17 protein-coding genes and 1 tRNA gene are annotated in these 16,132 nt (G+C 60.2%); 5 read left to right on the top strand and 13 right to left on the bottom strand.

From position 1 onward, the window contains the following. Positions 1-198 precede the first annotated feature (198 nt). The 7 genes from Q8O29_RS02390 to Q8O29_RS02360 form a co-directional block, all read right to left on the bottom strand. Positions 199-274, bottom strand: a tRNA-Lys gene (locus Q8O29_RS02390). Positions 275-363: 89 nt separating this feature from the next. Beyond that, positions 364-1,191, bottom strand: coding sequence for a tRNA threonylcarbamoyladenosine dehydratase (locus Q8O29_RS02385; protein WP_305560455.1), 828 nt, complete (start codon positions 1,189-1,191; stop codon positions 364-366). 108 nt (positions 1,192-1,299) lie between these two features. Next, positions 1,300-2,409 (bottom strand): YeeE/YedE family protein, encoded by a 1,110-nt coding sequence (locus tag Q8O29_RS02380; protein WP_305560454.1) that lies wholly within the window; start codon positions 2,407-2,409, stop codon positions 1,300-1,302. A 157-nt stretch (positions 2,410-2,566) separates the two neighbouring features. After that, the gene (ybgF, locus tag Q8O29_RS02375; protein ID WP_305560453.1) at positions 2,567-3,298 is read right to left on the bottom strand and encodes a tol-pal system protein YbgF; all 732 of its coding nucleotides are present in this window, start codon (positions 3,296-3,298) and stop codon (positions 2,567-2,569) included. A gap of 45 nt (positions 3,299-3,343) precedes the next feature. Beyond that, positions 3,344-3,886 (bottom strand): peptidoglycan-associated lipoprotein Pal, encoded by a 543-nt coding sequence (gene pal / locus Q8O29_RS02370; protein WP_305560452.1) that lies wholly within the window; start codon positions 3,884-3,886, stop codon positions 3,344-3,346. 47 nt (positions 3,887-3,933) lie between these two features. Continuing rightward, positions 3,934-5,256, bottom strand: coding sequence for a Tol-Pal system beta propeller repeat protein TolB (gene tolB / locus Q8O29_RS02365; protein ID WP_371134129.1), 1,323 nt, complete (start codon positions 5,254-5,256; stop codon positions 3,934-3,936). After that, positions 5,237-6,001, bottom strand: coding sequence for a glycosyltransferase family 2 protein (locus tag Q8O29_RS02360; RefSeq protein WP_305560451.1), 765 nt, complete (start codon positions 5,999-6,001; stop codon positions 5,237-5,239). The genes tolB and Q8O29_RS02360 overlap by 20 nt, the downstream gene beginning before the upstream one ends. Positions 6,002-6,254: 253 nt before the next feature. Here Q8O29_RS02360 and msbA point away from each other — a divergent pair, with 253 nt between their 5' ends. The 5 genes from msbA (at position 6,255) to Q8O29_RS02335 (ending at position 10,565) form a co-directional block, all read left to right on the top strand. Then, on the top strand, positions 6,255-8,057 hold the full coding sequence (gene msbA, locus Q8O29_RS02355; protein ID WP_305560450.1) for a lipid A export permease/ATP-binding protein MsbA: 1,803 nt from the start codon (positions 6,255-6,257) through the stop codon (positions 8,055-8,057). Then, complete coding sequence (locus Q8O29_RS02350; RefSeq protein ID WP_305560449.1) at positions 8,054-8,926, top strand: glycosyltransferase; 873 nt, start codon at positions 8,054-8,056, stop codon at positions 8,924-8,926. The genes msbA and Q8O29_RS02350 overlap by 4 nt, the downstream gene beginning before the upstream one ends. A gap of 281 nt (positions 8,927-9,207) precedes the next feature. Beyond that, entirely contained in the window at positions 9,208-9,570 is a 363-nt protein-coding gene (locus tag Q8O29_RS02345; protein ID WP_305560448.1) for a type II toxin-antitoxin system RelE/ParE family toxin, read from the top strand. Then, positions 9,567-9,902: a helix-turn-helix domain-containing protein gene (locus Q8O29_RS02340; RefSeq protein ID WP_305560447.1), complete on the top strand. Its 336-nt coding sequence runs from the start codon at positions 9,567-9,569 to the stop codon at positions 9,900-9,902. Before Q8O29_RS02345 ends, Q8O29_RS02340 begins: the two co-directional genes overlap by 4 nt. 123 nt (positions 9,903-10,025) lie before the next feature. Continuing rightward, a complete protein-coding gene (locus Q8O29_RS02335) occupies positions 10,026-10,565 on the top strand; it encodes a hypothetical protein (protein WP_305560446.1) in 540 nt (179 codons plus the stop codon). Between the two features lie 199 nt (positions 10,566-10,764). Here the strand turns inward: Q8O29_RS02335 and Q8O29_RS02330 are convergent, their stop codons facing one another. From Q8O29_RS02330 to rsfS, 6 genes are all read right to left on the bottom strand, one after another. Beyond that, positions 10,765-11,922 carry a glycosyltransferase family 4 protein gene (locus Q8O29_RS02330; protein WP_305560445.1) on the bottom strand — a complete coding sequence of 386 codons (1,158 nt, stop codon included), beginning with the start codon at positions 11,920-11,922 and terminating at the stop codon, positions 10,765-10,767. After that, a complete protein-coding gene (locus tag Q8O29_RS02325; RefSeq protein ID WP_305560444.1) occupies positions 11,919-12,659 on the bottom strand; it encodes a polysaccharide deacetylase family protein in 741 nt (246 codons plus the stop codon). The genes Q8O29_RS02330 and Q8O29_RS02325 overlap by 4 nt, the downstream gene beginning before the upstream one ends. Beyond that, positions 12,656-14,137, bottom strand: coding sequence for a ribonuclease G (rng, locus tag Q8O29_RS02320; protein WP_305560443.1), 1,482 nt, complete (start codon positions 14,135-14,137; stop codon positions 12,656-12,658). The genes Q8O29_RS02325 and rng overlap by 4 nt, the downstream gene beginning before the upstream one ends. Positions 14,138-14,147: 10 nt before the next feature. Next, positions 14,148-14,750 carry a nucleoside triphosphate pyrophosphatase gene (locus tag Q8O29_RS02315; RefSeq protein ID WP_305560442.1) on the bottom strand — a complete coding sequence of 201 codons (603 nt, stop codon included), beginning with the start codon at positions 14,748-14,750 and terminating at the stop codon, positions 14,148-14,150. A gap of 122 nt (positions 14,751-14,872) precedes the next feature. Next, entirely contained in the window at positions 14,873-15,340 is a 468-nt protein-coding gene (rlmH, locus tag Q8O29_RS02310) for a 23S rRNA (pseudouridine(1915)-N(3))-methyltransferase RlmH (RefSeq protein WP_305560441.1), read from the bottom strand. Beyond that, entirely contained in the window at positions 15,337-16,110 is a 774-nt protein-coding gene (gene rsfS, locus Q8O29_RS02305) for a ribosome silencing factor (RefSeq protein ID WP_305560440.1), read from the bottom strand. Before rsfS ends, rlmH begins: the two co-directional genes overlap by 4 nt. Between the last annotated feature and the right edge of the window lie 22 nt (positions 16,111-16,132).

Genomic DNA, 16,132 nt, shown 5'->3' with positions numbered 1-16,132 from the left:
ATCCATCGTTGTGGCTTGCGAGATCGCTATTTGCGCAATTTCGATCGTCTCATCATCCCCGGTAACTGGACGTGCCATGACTTTCTCCATCAAGTATGATGGAGGATATTATTGCACTAATGTTGTGGAAATGGAATAACGAATCGCGTGCAGAAACAAAAAAAGCGCCTGACTTTGCAGTCAGGCGCTTTCAAATTCTGGTGGGGCCTGCGGGGGTCGAACCCACGACAAACGGATTAAAAGTCCGCTGCTCTACCAACTGAGCTAAGGCCCCGAGGGCATCTTTCGATACTTCCCGGTCTTTGCTGCATCGTGTGCAGCAAAGCCTTGAATTATAGCGTTATTTTTTCGGGCTTTGCAAACTCACGCCGCAATTTTGTCGAGCACCCAGCCGGCTGCACACAGGCCGAAAGTCGAGGTCACGCTGACAACCGAGCCGTAGCCGTGGCAATTGAGGCTGCCATCGCTTTGTTCGTCGCAGGACACCGCACAGGTCTGGCCTTCGTTGTCATCAGGCCCGGCGACGACAGGTTCCGCCGGCTGCATCACAGCCTCGCGGCTGAACACACAGGACACGCCGATTTTTCCCTTGCGCGCCGCGCCCTGCTCCTTGCGCAGCCGGTAACGCAGTTGCGCCAGCAAGGGGTCGTGCGTGACCTGCGCGAGGTCGTCGATGTCGACCTTGTGCGCGTGGCGCTTGCCACCGGCCGCACCAACGCTGATCAAGTTGATTTTGTTTTTGACGGCCCAGGCCGCCATCGCCGTTTTGGCCTTGACCTGGTCACAGGCATCGATCACGGACACGCGCTCGCTGCCTTGCAGCCCGGCGATCACGGGCCAGTTGGCGGCATCGACAAATTCTTCGATGCAGTGGACTTCACAGTCGGGGTTGATGTGCGCAATACGTTCCTGCATGGCCAGCACCTTGGCCTGCCCGAGCGTGCTGTCCAGTGCATGGATCTGGCGGTTGATGTTGGACTCGGTGATGTGATCCAGGTCAATCAGCGTGAGCCGCGCCACGCCGCTGCGCGCCAGCGCCTCGGCGGCCCAGGATCCGACGCCGCCCAGCCCCACCACCACCACATGGGCCGCGCGGATCTTTTTTGCGCCTGCCGTGCCGTAAAGGCGCGCCAGACCGCCGAAGCGTCGCTCCAGATCGGCTGCGGGCGTCTGATTCGCAATTTCAGTCACTTGCAATTTCCCGCCGGGCCGCCCCAAGGGAAATCAGCCCCTCTTCTTCGTGCAAGGGGCAGCGCACCGCACCGCCTAAGGCACGCGAAGCGACAAGCATGGGGGCCATCAACCTTCCAGCCGCCAGATCTGGTAGCGCACACCCGCCACGCAGCCTGCCAGAATGGCGGCCACCGCCACGAAGCTGGTCGCGCTCAAGGTCGATATGCCCGACAAACCCTGGCCGATGGTGCAGCCCATGGCGGTCACGCCGCCCACCCCCATCAACACCGCGCCCACCAGATGGTTGCCGGTGTCTTCGGCGTCGCGGAAACCTTCCCAGCGGAAACTGCGCGAGAGCAGTGAATACACGGCCGAGCCGGTGACCACGCCAAACACCGACACAATGCCGATGGTCAGCAGCTTGCTTTTGTCGCTGAAAAACATGAACCAGTCTACCGTGTAGGCCACGGGCGAGACAAAACTCAACGCCTCCATGCGGCCGGAGTTTGTGGCCAGAAAGGCCTCCTGCAAGGTGTCGGGGTGCTCGGCCACATAACCCAAATGGCCGCTGACCCACCACATGGCCGCAACCAGCGCGCCAATGCCCAGTCCGGCAAGCAGGTTGTCAAAGCGGCGGAACTCCGTGCCCAGCAAGGCCCATACGATCAGGCTGCCACCGAGCACAACAGCAATGACCAGCCCGGCCAATGCGGGGGATGTTCCTGCTGCGGCACCAGCCCAGTTCGAAAGGGCCGCGTGGCTGGTGAAGTCGACGGCCACTCTGTCTACCGTGGCCACACGCAGTACGGCGGTGAGGCCCTTGAGCGTGGCAAACGCGGCCACACCCATGACCACAAACACCACCAGCGACTTGAGGTTGCCGCCGCCTATGCGCACCAGCGTCTTGCTACCGCAACCCGAGGCCAGCACCATGCCGAAGCCAAACAGTCCGCCGCCCACCAATGCAGACAGCCAAATGAAACGGTTCGACGCATACAGGGTTTTGGACGGGTCGATCAAACCGGCCGCTGCCATGCCATAAAAGCCGATCATTGCCACCCCAATGGCCATGCCCCACATGCGCATGCGGGTCCAGTCGCCCATGTTGAGGATGTCGCTGACCGCACCCATGGTGCAAAAATGCGTGCGCTGGGTGATGGCGCCAAACAGCATGGAGAGGATGAAGGCCGCCCAGAGAACCTGGGTGGTGAGGGTGTTGAGCTGGGAGATGTCCATGCCCCGATTTTAGGGCTGTATATCGTCGATGAGCCCTAACCCTTTTCCCGTGGCTACGTTTTTTCCGCCGGGCCGCCCCAAGGGAAATCAGCCCCTCTTCTTCGTGCAAGGGGCAGCACACCGCCGAAGGCACGCGAAGCGACAAGCGTGGGGGTATTTATTTCAGTTTGCTCAGGCGATCCTTGGCCACCGAAGCGGCTTCCGACTGGGGATAGGCTTTGAGCAGATCTTCCAGCGTTTTACGCGCACCCTTGATGTCCTTGAGCTCGACCTGGCAGTTGGCCACGGCCAGCACGGCCTCGGGCGCGCGGACGTGCTCCGTATCGGTGGCCACCAATGCGCGGAAATTGGTGATGGCATCGCGGTAGTTGCGCAAGGCATATTGCGCGTTGCCGAGCCAGAACAGGGCGGGCGCCTTATAACCACTTTGCGGGTAACGCTTGAGGAAACTGCTGAAAGCTGTCTGCGCCAGCGCAAATTCGCCTTTGCGCAGAACCGCCAGAGCCGCCTCAAATTCCTGCTTTTCAGCCGGCTCTGCGACAAACTCCCTGCCATCGACCGTGACCTTGGACGGCTCGAACTTGCTGAGCCGGTTGTCCAGCCCCTGGGACATATCCTTCTGGAGGCGCTGGACCTCGGACAACTGGCGGGTCACCTGCTCGCTCTGTCCGCGCATTTGTGCCATCTCATTGCGCAGTGCATCGATCTGACCGGACAGCTCCAGCAGGCTGCGCCTGAGTTGCGCGTTGTCCTCGTTGGCCTTGCGCAAATCCTCGGTCATCCGCTGTTGCGACACATCGAGCCGCTGGCGCATCTCGAGAATCGCCTTGCGGGCCTCGTCATCTTCGAACAGGCCGGCGTGCGCATTGAACGCAACCAAGCAGGCCACAGCGGCCAGGACACTCCTGAAGTGCTTCAAGATTGGGGCTCCGGCTTAACGGTAGTTGAATTCAGCGCGGCGGTTCTTGGCGTAGGAATCCTCATCCATTCCCGTCGCAGCAGGTTTTTCTTCACCGAAGCTGACGGCTTCAACTTGCGCGTCGGTTGCCCCCAGCAAGCCCAGAGCGCGGCGCACGGCCTCGGCGCGTTTCTGGCCCAGCGCCAAGTTGTATTCGCGGCCACCGCGCTCATCGGTGCTGCCTTCGATGACCAGTTTGCGGGCCTTGTTGGCGCTCAGAAAACGGGCATGGGCTTCGACGGTGCTCTGGGCTTCGGGCTTGATGGCAAAGCTGTCGTAGTCAAAATAAATCACGCGCGCGGCACCGGTAGGTCCGGCAAGCGAAGGATCGGTCGCGCCGATCAGTACGGGGGCTACGTCGCGACCGGTCACGCCGGAGGCATCGCCCGTGCCGCCTGGGGCTGTCGCGACCGGTGCCCGGTTTTCGACCGGAACATCATTGAGCTTGACGCCGGAACTGCAGCCGACAATGACAGCAGTCAGGGTGATGATGGCGGAGAGAGAGAGGATGCGTTTCATAAAAACCTTGGCTAAAAATTAAAAGGAGGATGATCAGCGCTGCTGGTTTACCTCTGGAAAGGTCCCCAGTCAGGCTCGCGTATGTCTCCGGTGGAGCCGGTCAGGCGGGCTTTGATTTTTCCGTCCAGCGTGGTGGTCAGCAGGGCTTCGCGGCCTTGCTGCTGCGTGGCGTAAACGATGAGACGGCTGTTTGGCGCAAAACTCGGGCTTTCATCGCCGTTGGTGTCAGTGATGGCCACCGCAGTTCCCATGCCCAGTTCCATGACGTGCAGTTTGAAAGCGCCGCCTATGCGTGAAATATAGGCCAGCCAGCGTCCGTCCGGGCTGATGGCAGGCGATATGTTGTAACTCCCGGTAAAGGTGACACGTTCTACATTGCTGCCGCTTGCACCCATGCGGTAAATCTGCGGCGAACCACCGCGGTCACTCACAAAATAAATGGAGCGGCCGTCTGGGGAAAACGCCGGTTCGGTATCGATGCTGGCCGATTGCGTGAGGCGACGTGGCTCGCCGCCTGCAGCCGCAATCGCATAAAGTTGCGAGCCTCCATCTCGGCTCAGCGTGGCGACCAACTGGTTGCCATCGGGCGACCAGGCCGGTGCGCTGTTGGAGCCGCGGAAATTGGCCAGCAGCCGACGTTTGCCCGAGGCCACATCGTGAGCATAAATCACCGGCTTGCGCGACTCAAAGGACACATAGGCTAGCTGCGAGCCATTGGGGGACCATGACGGAGAAATAATCGGCTCGGGGCTGGCCAGCGCCGACTGCGCGCCTTCGCCGTCGGAATCTGCCACCCACAGGTTGTAACGCGTGCCGGCCTTGGTCACATAGGCGATGCGGGTGGAAAAAACGCCTTTTTCGCCAGTCAATTTTTCGTAAACAAAGTCGGCGATCCGGTGCGCCGACAGACGCAGATCACTCTGCGGCACCACATAACTTTGGCCGCCCAGGTCCTGCCCACGCACCACATCCCAGAGGCGGCAACGCACATCGTAGCGCCCGTCGGCCAGACGTGTGACGCTGCCGGTCAGCAAAGAGTCGGCGGCGCGTTGGCGCCACACAGACAGGTCGGGCCGGGAGCTTTCGTCGAGTGGGTTGCCGCTGGCGTCCACCGCACGAAACTGGCCGCTTCTTTCCAGATCGGCCTGCACGATCGCTGCAATTTTTTGCGGGGACTGCGCATCACCTCGGAACGATGCAATGGCAATCGGCAACTGGGTCAGGCCCACGCCGGACACTTCAACCCGGAACTGGGCCCAGGATGCCGGCACCATGGTCAGCGCGCCCAGGCTGGTCAAGCCAGCGATCAGGCTGCGTCGTCCCGGCAGGCAGGACGCGGGTAAGGAATGATCAGATTTTTTTGGATGCATTTTGTTGGTTCAAACAATACAAGGTGAAGTATTTGCCGAAGGCGGCTTGGGCCTGCATCGCGCACACGGCGAAACCCATGCTGCCGTCGAGGATGCCAAGGCGGAAAATATAACTTTTAAGGAAGGCCATCAGGCCTGATGTTACCGCCCGCAGCATGGAGCTGGTCCTGCCGCGCGCATGGGCCTGCTGGGCCCAGGCCAGGCTGTATTGCTCCAGCTTGCGCCAGTAGTGCGCGGGGGTCGGGTAGCTGTAATGCAGCAGGCGGGTATTCAAACGCACCACGGCGCCGGATTTGAGGATGACGCGTTCGTGCACCAGGTCGTCGCTGAAGCCGGCCTGGCCGCGCCGGAACAGTCGCAGCACACGATCAGGGGTCCAGCCGCAATGATGGATCCATTGCCCGCAAAATTGCGTGAGACGCGGAATCTCGAACGCATCGGCGGCGCGGTTTTGCATGGCCTTGTGAATCTCCAGCGCCAGTTCCGGTGTGACGCGTTCGTCGGCATCGATGGAGAGGACCCAGTCGTGTCTGGCCAGGCTAAGGGCGAAGTTTTTTTGTGGGCCAAAACCAGGCCATGCCTGGGTTTGCGTCACCTCCGCCCCGAAGGCACTGGCAATGGCCCGCGTGTTGTCCGTGCTGGCGTTGTCAACCACGACCCATTGGTCTGCAAATCGAACGGACTCCAGGCATGCCTGCAAATTGGCCTCTTCGTTTTTGGTGATGATGATGACGGAAAGGCTCATGGTGCGTGATGTGTTGAAGTCCGAATCAGCCGCTGCCATCCACCTGCCTGATCAAGTTGATGATTGTGAATGCTGCGAACAAGAGGGCTTGTAGGAATTGGCCGTCAATTGTTCCACGATAATGCTGGCTTGTTGACTCTATGGTCCTCCAGGCGGCATCCATGCCAAAAATCGCAGTGAACTTTACCCGTGTGCTTGCGGGGCTGATGCAAACACCGGTCGGCCAGTCGGCTTCGGAGTCCGGGGTTTCGGCTTGACACGCGGCACCGTTCCCCCCGGCGAAACGGTTTCGCCAGCGCCCATCAAGCAACGCCTGCGACGCATCTGGCCTTATTTCAACCAGTCCCGTAGCGCCTGGGCCATTGCCATAGGCGCCACCGTGGTGGCGTCCGCCACCGAGCCGCTGGTGCCGGCCCTGCTGCAGCCCTTGCTGGACAAGGGTTTCCAGAAAGGCGGTATTGACCTGTGGGTGATTCCCGTGGCGCTGATCCTGTTGTTCGGCGTGCGCGGTTTTGCCGGTTTTGTGGCGCAAATTGCGCTGGCCAAGGTCACAAATCTGGGGTTGCTTGAGCTGCGCAAGGCCATGTTCGGCAAGCTGCTGTCGGCGCGGCTGGACCTGTTTTCGAGCCAGTCGGCCAGCGCCCTGGCCAACACGGTGGTCTATGAGGTGCAAAACGGCTCATCCATGCTGGTCAATTCGGTCATGGGCCTGACGCGGGACACCTTGACCCTGTTGGCCCTGTCGAGCTATCTGTTGTACCTGAACTGGAAGCTGACCCTGATTGTGACGCTGCTGATCCCGGCTGTGGCCTGGGTCATGCGAGTGCTCTCCAGCCGTCTATACCGGCTCACCAAGGCCAGCCAGAGCGCGACCGACTCGCTGGCTTACGTGGTCGAAGAAAACGTGCTGGCACACCGTGATATTCGGCTGCATGCGGCGCAGGCCGATCAGGCCAAGCGTTTCGCGCAGCTCAGTGATGCGTTGCGGCGGCTCTCCATGAAGTCCATCGCGGCGTCTGCGGCCATGACTCCCACCACGCAGATGCTGGCGGCCGTGGCGCTGTCCGCCGTGATTTCGGTGGCCCTGATGCAAAGTGCGACCGACGGCACCTCGGTCGGCTCCTTTGTGGCGTTTGTGACGGCCATGCTGATGCTGGTCGCCCCCATCAAACACTTGTCGGAAGTCGCCAGCCCGATCACCCGCGGCCTGGCGGCGCTGGAGCGTGGACTCGATCTGATGGAGAAAACACCGGATGAACAAGGCGGCAGCTTTTCCAAGCCCAGGGCAGAGGGCCACATCCGGTTCATCGACGCACGCGTGGCCTATGGAAACGAGGGTGCGACGGCTGTGGACTCGGTCAACCTGACCATTCACCCCGGTGAAACGGTGGCGCTGGTGGGCGCTTCGGGCGCCGGTAAAACCACGCTGGTCAACCTGCTGCCGCGTTTTTTAGAGCCCACATCAGGTGTCATCGAACTCGATGACCACGACCTCCGCGAATGGCAGATAGATGCATTGCGCAGCCAGTTTGCACTGGTCAGCCAGCATGTGGTGATGCTCAACGACAGCATTGCCGTGAATGTGGCGCTAGGCGCCGAGCTGGACCGCGAACGCGTGCAGCGTTGCCTGCAGGCCGCCAACCTCGAGCGTTTTGTGGCCGACCTGCCGCAAGGCATGGACACCCTGGCCGGTCATAACGCGACGCAGTTATCGGGCGGCCAGCGCCAGCGCCTGGCAATTGCCCGCGCGCTCTACAAAGACGCGCCCGTGCTGATCCTGGATGAGGCCACCTCGGCGCTGGACACCGAATCCGAACGCGCGGTGCAGGAAGCGCTGCAGCGCCTGATGCGCAACCGCACAACGCTGGTCATCGCGCACCGCCTGTCCACGGTGCAGCATGCCAGCCGGATCGTCGTCATGGACGCTGGCCGGATTGTGGAGACCGGCACCCATGCCGAACTGATCAACCGCGACGGCCCCTATGCCCGCCTGTACAAGCTCGGTTTGTACGACTCCGATCTTTCGCAAAGCGCACCGGTGGTGCAACTGTCATGACAATTTCCATCAGTGGTTTCACCTTCATCCGCAACGGCGTTGAGCTGGGCTTTCCCTTTGAAGCATCCATCCGTTCGTTGCTGCCGCTGGTGGACGAATTTGTGGTGGCGGTAGGGAGTGGCAATGACGACACACTGGCGCGTGTGCTGGCCATCGGCGACCCGAAAATCCGCGTGATCGAAACCCTCTGGAACGAACGAATGGGCGACCGGGGTTTTGTGTACGCTCAGCAGAAAATGATCGCCCAGTACGCCTGCACCGGTGACTGGGCGTTTTACCTCGAAGGCGACGAGGTGGTCCACGAGGACGACCTGCCCGTCATCCGCGCCAGTGTCGAGCGGCACCACGCCAACCCCGAGGTCGAGGCGCTGGTGTTCGACTACCGGCACTTCTACGGATCGGCGCAGTGGGTCTCGGTCAGCCCAGGCTGGTACCGGCGCGAATGCCGGCTGATCCGCAACACCATTCGCTCCTACGCGCCCGACGGCCAGTACTGGCTGGTCACAACCGATCACAAAAAACCGCGAAATCCCAAGGCAGCGCTGGCCAATGCGCACATCTTTCACTACGGCTGGATTCGCCGCAACGAAGACATGCAGAAAAAACTCGACCAGGTCAGCAAATACTGGGCGAGCTCGACCAAGATGGAAGTGCACTACAGCCAGTTCGACGCGCGCGCCCTGGAGGCCTTTCATGGCACGCATCCCGCCGTAGCGAAAGAGTGGCTGGCGACCGGTGCCGAGCAGGAGCTGCGGATTGATCCGGCTTACCAGCCCACCCGCAAGGAAAACAAATACCACCTGATGCGCAGGCTGGAAAAGCTTACCGGCCTCGACTTCAGCCGCAAACACTTCAAGCTGGTGGCTTGAGCACAATGCTGTTCGTTTAAACGCTACACCCCCGTTCGGGCTGAGCTTGTCGAAGCCTTTGCTGCCTGCTCACCAGGCGTCCTGAATTAAATCGGCAGCCCGCCCCTTGAACACGGGAATAGTTTGCTATTGTTTTTGTAGTATTCGTGGGAAATGGGATCTGACCCTCGCCCCCCTGACCTGATTAAAGATGTCGGAATGTGCGCTCTATGCGTCGCTCTCAAACTCAAAGCATAGATCGCAAATTGAATTAATATACCAGTTCATGTATATTTATGCCTATGCCAATTGATGAAAGACCGCTCGAATGGATAGGGAGCAGCTACAAGGATTTATTGGATCTGCCAACGGAAGTGCGACGGTTTTTCGGCTTTGCTTTGTCGCTGGCACAGGCTGGCGATAAGCATGATTCAGCCAAGGTGCTCAAGGGCTTTAGTGGAGCCGGTGTGCTTGAGGTGGTGGAAGACGATGTGGGTGGCACCTACCGTGCCGTTTACACCGTGAAGTTTGCAGAGGCAGTGTTTGTCCTTCACTGCTTCCAGAAGAAGAGCAAGCGCGGGATCGCCACACCGAAGGAAGAAATGGACATCGTTCACGCGCGGCTCAAAATTGCCGAGGCGTTTGCAAAGGAGCTGCGAAAATGAAAACTCGATTGATTGATGGCGTAGAAGTCCATAGTGGTTCCGGCAACGTGTTTGCTGACCTCGGCCTTCCCGATGCTGAAAAACTAAAAATTAAAACTGGCTTGGTTATCGAGATCAGAAAAGCCATGGGCACGCTTGGACTGACGCAGCAAGCAGCCGCCAAACGCATGGGCATCACGCAGCCCAAAGTCTCCGACATGATGCGCGGCGACTTCACCAACCTCTCTGAGCGCAAGCTCATGGATTGCTTGACGCGGTTGGGCTACGACATTGAGATCAAAGTTCGACCTGCAAAGGCAGAAATGGGGCATTTGATTTTGGCTGCAGCGTGACCAGAAAGTACATTAATTGGAATCTGACCCCGAATCCTCCCGAATCCTCGAATGGCAGGCCAAACAATGAGAGATGAATTCACGAAACTTCTAAATCTTCGTTTCGACGAAAGAAACCACCGAATGATGGAGCGGTTTACCGAGGAAAAGCAGCGGTCCAATGCGCGCGAAATTCTCTTTGGTTCAGAGACGGTCGTGGCAATGCACAAAGTGCTCGAAGCGGAACTCAGGGAAAGCGCGTTGACCATTGTGACGACAGCAATTGATGTCATGAGCCAGAGAGGACTACTGCTTGCCGAAAAAGAGCTTCAAGCTCTTTGTTCCGAGGCGTTTTCGAAGCGAAAGGATGAAATCGAAGTGCTGTACCTGTCAGATGTGCGTCACATCGAACAAGGAGTCACAAACAAGGCAATGATTCAACCCCATATGTCATTGGAAGACTTCTACGACTTACAACAAGCAGAAATGCTCACAACTCTGTCGAGCGCATATGAGCAGTACATCCGAGATCGGGGTGGCAACCTGACCAACGTGATCAAGAACAGGTTTCTGAATCACCCCCTGATTGCTTGGGCTGTCATCGCGATAGCGGCAATTCTTTCCATTGCAGCGGTCGCAGGCGCAATTGCTGGGCTGCGAAGCCTATTCGCGTGGAACAACTAACCGCCGCTTGAACCCTGTAAAACATTGGTGTCCGGCCTTTATACGTAACGCCTTTGGATCACGAGAGTCAGGTCTCCCACCTCCCACGGACACGACAAAACAATAGCAAACTATTCCCGTGTTTAAAGGGCGAATTGCCGATTTCATTCAAGACGCCTGGTGAGCAGACGTGTGGGACGCGACTTCAGCCGCAAGCATTTCAAGCTGGTGGCTTGAGCGCCGACAGGTATACGGCTTCCTGCTGGCGCGCGATGTCCTGCCATTGGTAGTGGCTGGCAAAAGCCCGTGCCTGTTCGCCCAGTTGCTGCCTCAGCGCGGCGTCCCCTAAAAGCTGATTGAGTATCTGGGCCAGTTCCTGTGCATCTCGCGGGTCCTCAAGAATCAGCGCATTCTGCCCAGGGCTTAACAAGCCCGAGATGCCGCAATAGGCCGCGCCACTCACCACCACCGGCAGGCCATGGACCATGGCCTCCAGCACCACCATGGCGAAGGTATCCTCCAGTGTCGGATGCACCAGAATGTCAGCGGCGCGGTAGGCAAGCATCACGTCTGGTAATGCACCAAGAAAAAACACACGCTTTGCAATTCCCGCAGTTTCAGCCTGCCGGGCATAAGCTGAAATATGGGCGGCACTCCCCACGACAGCGAGAACGACATCGTCTGGCAGACTGGCCATGGCTTGTAGCAATGTGTCCAGCCCCTTCTTTTTATAGTCATTGCCGACAAACAGCAAACACCGGCCCGCCACCGGCAGACCCAGTTGCTGGCGGGCTACACGTTTGTCGGCATCACTGCTTGCTTCGGGCAAGTGCACACCCGGTGTGATCACGCTTGTTGCCGGCACCGAGGCGGGATAAGTGGCCGCCATGGTGTCACCCAGGCTGGTCGAGGTCACCACCACCCGCCTGTTGCCTTGAGGCGCAAAGCGCATGCGCTCCAGCCAGAGGTAGGCCAGCAAACGCGGGCTGGTGATGACTTTGAGCCATCGCAACACCAGCTTGAAACCGGTACGGCCATGAAAGAGGTTGTGTTTCACCGGCAGCACATGCACGGTCTGCACCTGGCCGTGCCAGGTGTTCTCATGCGAATGGACAATGTCAAAACCGTTGCGCGTAGCCCGCCAGGTCGCAAAGGCATACCAGAGCTGGTTGATCCAGCGCGGCTTGCGCAGTGGCATGACCACCTTGTGATAGGTCACGCCGGGCGCGTCATGCTTGATCTGCTGCGCAAACACATGCACCTCATGGCGTTGCGCTAGCTGCTCAACCAGCGCGACGGAGTAGCGCTCTGCCCCGCCGCCGGTGGTCTCAAAGACCCGGTTCAGGACGGCAATGCGCAAACGGCGTGGCGGGCTCATGGGCGTTTGCGGTCTTCATAACCGGTCGCCACCTTGAGCCAGAAAACAGGCAGGCTGGTCGAGCGCACAACGGGCACGCGCGGCAGTTCCAGTAAATCGCCTCGCACCGTGCTTCGGCCGCGCCGCGTGGTTGTGACAGTTAAAAAGCCCGCCTGCTGCGCCATAGCCACATGTTCCGGTGCGTATTCGCCAAAGGGGTAGCAGAAATGCCGGACCGGCACATCCAACAGGTTCTCCAGTGCAGCCTTGTCCTGCGTCATTTCGGCCAGCGCGGCAGGGGCATCACATTGCAGCAGGCGGGCGTGGTTCTGCGTGTGCGAACCGACTTCCTGGCCCTCCGCCACCCACTGGCGCAACTCATCGCCGTTCATCAACGGCACTTGCGCAATGCCGATGGCACTGTCCCAGACATTGGTTTTGCCCAGCAGATTGCTGACCACATAACAGGTGGATGAAAAGCCATGGCGCACCAGCACCGGCAAAGCGTGGCTCAGGTTGTTCTGGTAACCGTCGTCAAACGTGATGCCGACCACCTTGCCACTTTTCTCGCCGCGCAGATAAGGCAGCAGCGCAGCCATGGACAGGCCCTGGTAACCCAGCAGCTTGAGCAAAGCCATCTGCCGCGCGAAGGACTGCGGCGACACGTACAGGCTGCGAAACGGCGCCCCTTTGGGTGGCGCTTCACTGATCTGGTGGTAAACCAGAATCGGAATCGGGCGTTTCGGCTTGGCACTCACAACAGCACGATATCGTATTGTTCCTGCGCCATCGCCGCTTCGGCCTGCAGGGAAATCGGCTTGCCAATGAAGTCGCTCAGGCCGGCCAGGTGCTGGCTTTCCTCATCAAGAAACAGCTCTATTACTTTCGGGGATGCAATCACCCTGAACTCTTTGGGATTGAACTGGCGCGCCTCGCGCAGGATTTCACGCAGGATGTCGTACCCAATGCTGCGCGCTGTTTTGACCACGCCCTTGCCCATGCAGGCGCTGCAGGGCTCACACAGCTGGTGCGCCAGCGATTCGCGCGTGCGCTTGCGCGTCATCTCCAGCAGGCCCAGCGCCGAAAAGCCATTCACGCTGGTCTTGATGCGGTCGCGTGCCAGCTGCTTCTGGAACTCTGCCAGCACCGCATCGCGGTGGCCGGCCTGCATCATGTCAATAAAATCCACAATCACGATGCCGCCCAGATTGCGCAGACGCAGTTGCCGGGCAATCGCCAGTGAGGCCTCGAGGTTGGTTTTGAAGATGGTGTCGTCGAAATTACGCGCGCCGACAAAACCGCCGGTGTTGACGTCCACCGTGGTCAGGGCCTCGGTCTGGTCGACGATCAGGTAGCCGCCGGACTTGAGGTCGACACGCCGGCCCAGGGCCTTGGCGATTTCCTCATCGATGTTGAACAGATCAAAAATCGGTCGCTCGCCGCTGTGCAGTTGCAGCCGTTGCAGGGTGGCCGGCATGAACTCGGTGGCGAACAGCCTGAGTTTGTCGAACTGCTCGCGCGAATCGATGCGTATGCTCTGGGTGTTTTCCACCACCATGTCGCGCAGCACGCGTTGCAGCAGGCTCAGGTCCTGGTGCAACACCGACGTTGGCGGCAGCCGGAGAGCGGCATCCTTGATGCGGGCCCAGGTCTTGCGCAAATAGGCGATGTCCTCGCCCAGCTCCGCGTCCGTCGCGTCCTCGCCATTGGTGCGCAGGATAAAACCACCACCCAGGTCGCCTGTCAGGGCCTGCAGGCGCTGACGCAGTTCCTCGCGCTGCGCGACCGGAATCTTCTGCGATACGCCGATGTGATTGTCCTGCGGCAGAAATACCAACAGACGGCCCGCGATGCTGACCTGGGCGGTCAGCCGGGCGCCCTTGGTGCCTATCGGGTCCTTGAGCACTTGCACCATGATGGCCTGGCCCTCGAACAGTTGCTTTTCAATCGGCTTCGGAGCCGCCGCAGGATTGGCCGCGCCATCGGCGTCAGTATGGCGGTTGTTGATGCTGCTCATCAGATCGGCCACATGCAAAAACGCGGCCCGTTCCAGGCCGATGTCGATGAAGGCCGACTGCATGCCCGGCAGCACCCGCACCACCTTGCCGAGGTAGACGTTGCCGACCAGGCCGCGCTCCAGGGTGCGCTCGACGTGCAGCTCCTGTACCGCGCCGTATTCGACCACCGCCACACGGGTTTCCTGGGGTGACCAGTTGATCAGGATGTCTTGTTGCATGTCGTTGACTCTATATTTTCAGGCCGGCTGCGCGCAGCAGCCCTGCCGTTTCATGCAGGGGCAAACCCATGATGCCCGAATAGCTGCCGCTGATATGGCTGATGAACATGGCCACCCTGCCCTGCACCGCGTAGGCACCGGCCTTGCCCATGGGTTCCCCCGAAGCTACGTAGGCGCGGATTTGCGCCTGGCTCATGGGTGCGAAGGTCACGCGCGACACGCTCAGGGCCTGCAGACGCTTGCGTCCTGACTGCACGGCCACCGCGGTCAGCACGCGGTGCGTGGTGCCGGCCAGTTCGCCGAGCATGCGCGCGGCATCGGCTTCATCCTCAGGTTTGCCGTAAATGCGGCGGCCCAGCGCCACCGTAGTATCGGAACACAACACGGGCGCAGCCGGCGGGCCGCGTTTTTTCAAGCGGGCGACGGCAGCGTCGAGCTTGAGCAGCGTGACGCGCTGCACATAGGCGGTCGGCGACTCGCCGCCAAGGACGGATTCAAGCGCCTCACTGTCTTCGCCAGCATCCGCCAGCAAGAGCTCGCAGGAAACGCCCAGCTGCTCCAGCAACTGGCGCCGCCTCGGGCTTTGAGAAGCGAGATAAATAAAGTCGGTCATACAGCGAAGTGGTGGACGCTCGCTTTTTCAAGCAGGGGCCGCGGATCTGGCTTTGCCAGTCCGCAGGCGCAGCGGCCCCCTCGGGGGGCAGAGAGTTACACGCAGTGAACGAACGTGGGGGCTCATTCTCTGTGATAGGGATGATTGACCGTGATGCTCCAGGCGCGGTAAAGCTGCTCGATCAGCAGCACACGCACCATGGCATGCGGCAGGGTCAGGTCCGACAGGCGCAAACGCTCATGCGCGGCCTGCTTGAAGCCCGGGTCCAGCCCGTCCGGCCCGCCGATGATGATGGCGACATCGTCACCTTCAAGCTGCCAGCCGGTGAGTTTTGCCGACAGCGCCACCGTGGTGACCGCCGTACCCCGCTCGTCCAGCGCCACAATTCGCGTGCCTTTGGGCAGCACGGCCTCTATGCGCTGGCGTTCTGCCGCCAGCAGGTTCTCCAGTGTTTTGGAAGCGCGTGGCTCGGTCTTGACGGCCTTGAGCTCGACTTTCAGCTCGGGCGGGAAACGTTTGGCGTAGTCGTCGTAGGCAGTCTGCGCCCAGTCGGGCACCTTCTGGCCGACAGCGACAATCGTCAGCCTCATGGGCTCCGGGTGGTGGTTTTCCGGGCGGCAGGTTTTTTGGCTGCGGTTTTGGCTGCAGTCTTGGCGGTAGTTTTTCGGGCCGTCACTTTTTTGGTGGCAGGAATCTTCACGATGGGTGTCTTGACCGCTGTTTTCTTCGCAGCCGGTTTGGCCGCCGGCTCAGCCGCCTGCGCGGCGGCATTGCGCTTGGCAGTCCAGTCGTTGGTCTTGCCGACGCGGCCGACATAGGTGCCGTCATCGGTGCGGGCGGCTTTTTTCGCGACGGGTTTGGCTGCCACTTTTCCGGACGCCTTCGCCGATTTGGCGGTGGTCTTGCCAGTTACTCGGCCTTTGGCCAGCTTGGGGGCTTCCTCGGGTTCGGATTTGGACGCCTTGACCAGCGGCGCCGGCGCACCGAGCTTGAGCTTGACGGGTTTGTCGCCCCACAGTTCTTCCAGGTGGTAGTACTGGCGGATGGTCGGCTGCATGATGTGCGCCACGGCCGCGCCGCAATCCACGATGATCCACTCGCCGTTTTCTTCGCCCTCGATGCGCGGCTTGGAAAAACCGGCATCGCGCACCGCATCACGCACGCTGGCGGCCAATGCCTTGGTCTGCCGGTTGGACGTGCCCGAGGCGATGATTACGCGCTCGAACAGCGAGGTGATGTGTTCCGTGTCAAACACCTGGATGTCCACCGCTTTCACATCTTCCAGGCCATCGATGATGGCTCGCTGCAGTTTCTGGACGTCTTTTTTGGCAGCGGTGGTGTTGGCGGGGGTGGAGGTCATGCAGTGTGGGCTTCAATAAAAA

It is taken from the genome of Polaromonas sp., assembly GCF_030689685.1.
In the GTDB taxonomy this organism is placed as follows: Bacteria; Pseudomonadota; Gammaproteobacteria; order Burkholderiales; family Burkholderiaceae_C; genus Polaromonas.
The sequence above is the reverse complement of the archived record's forward strand: the minus strand, read 5'-3'. Positions and strand labels throughout refer to the sequence as shown.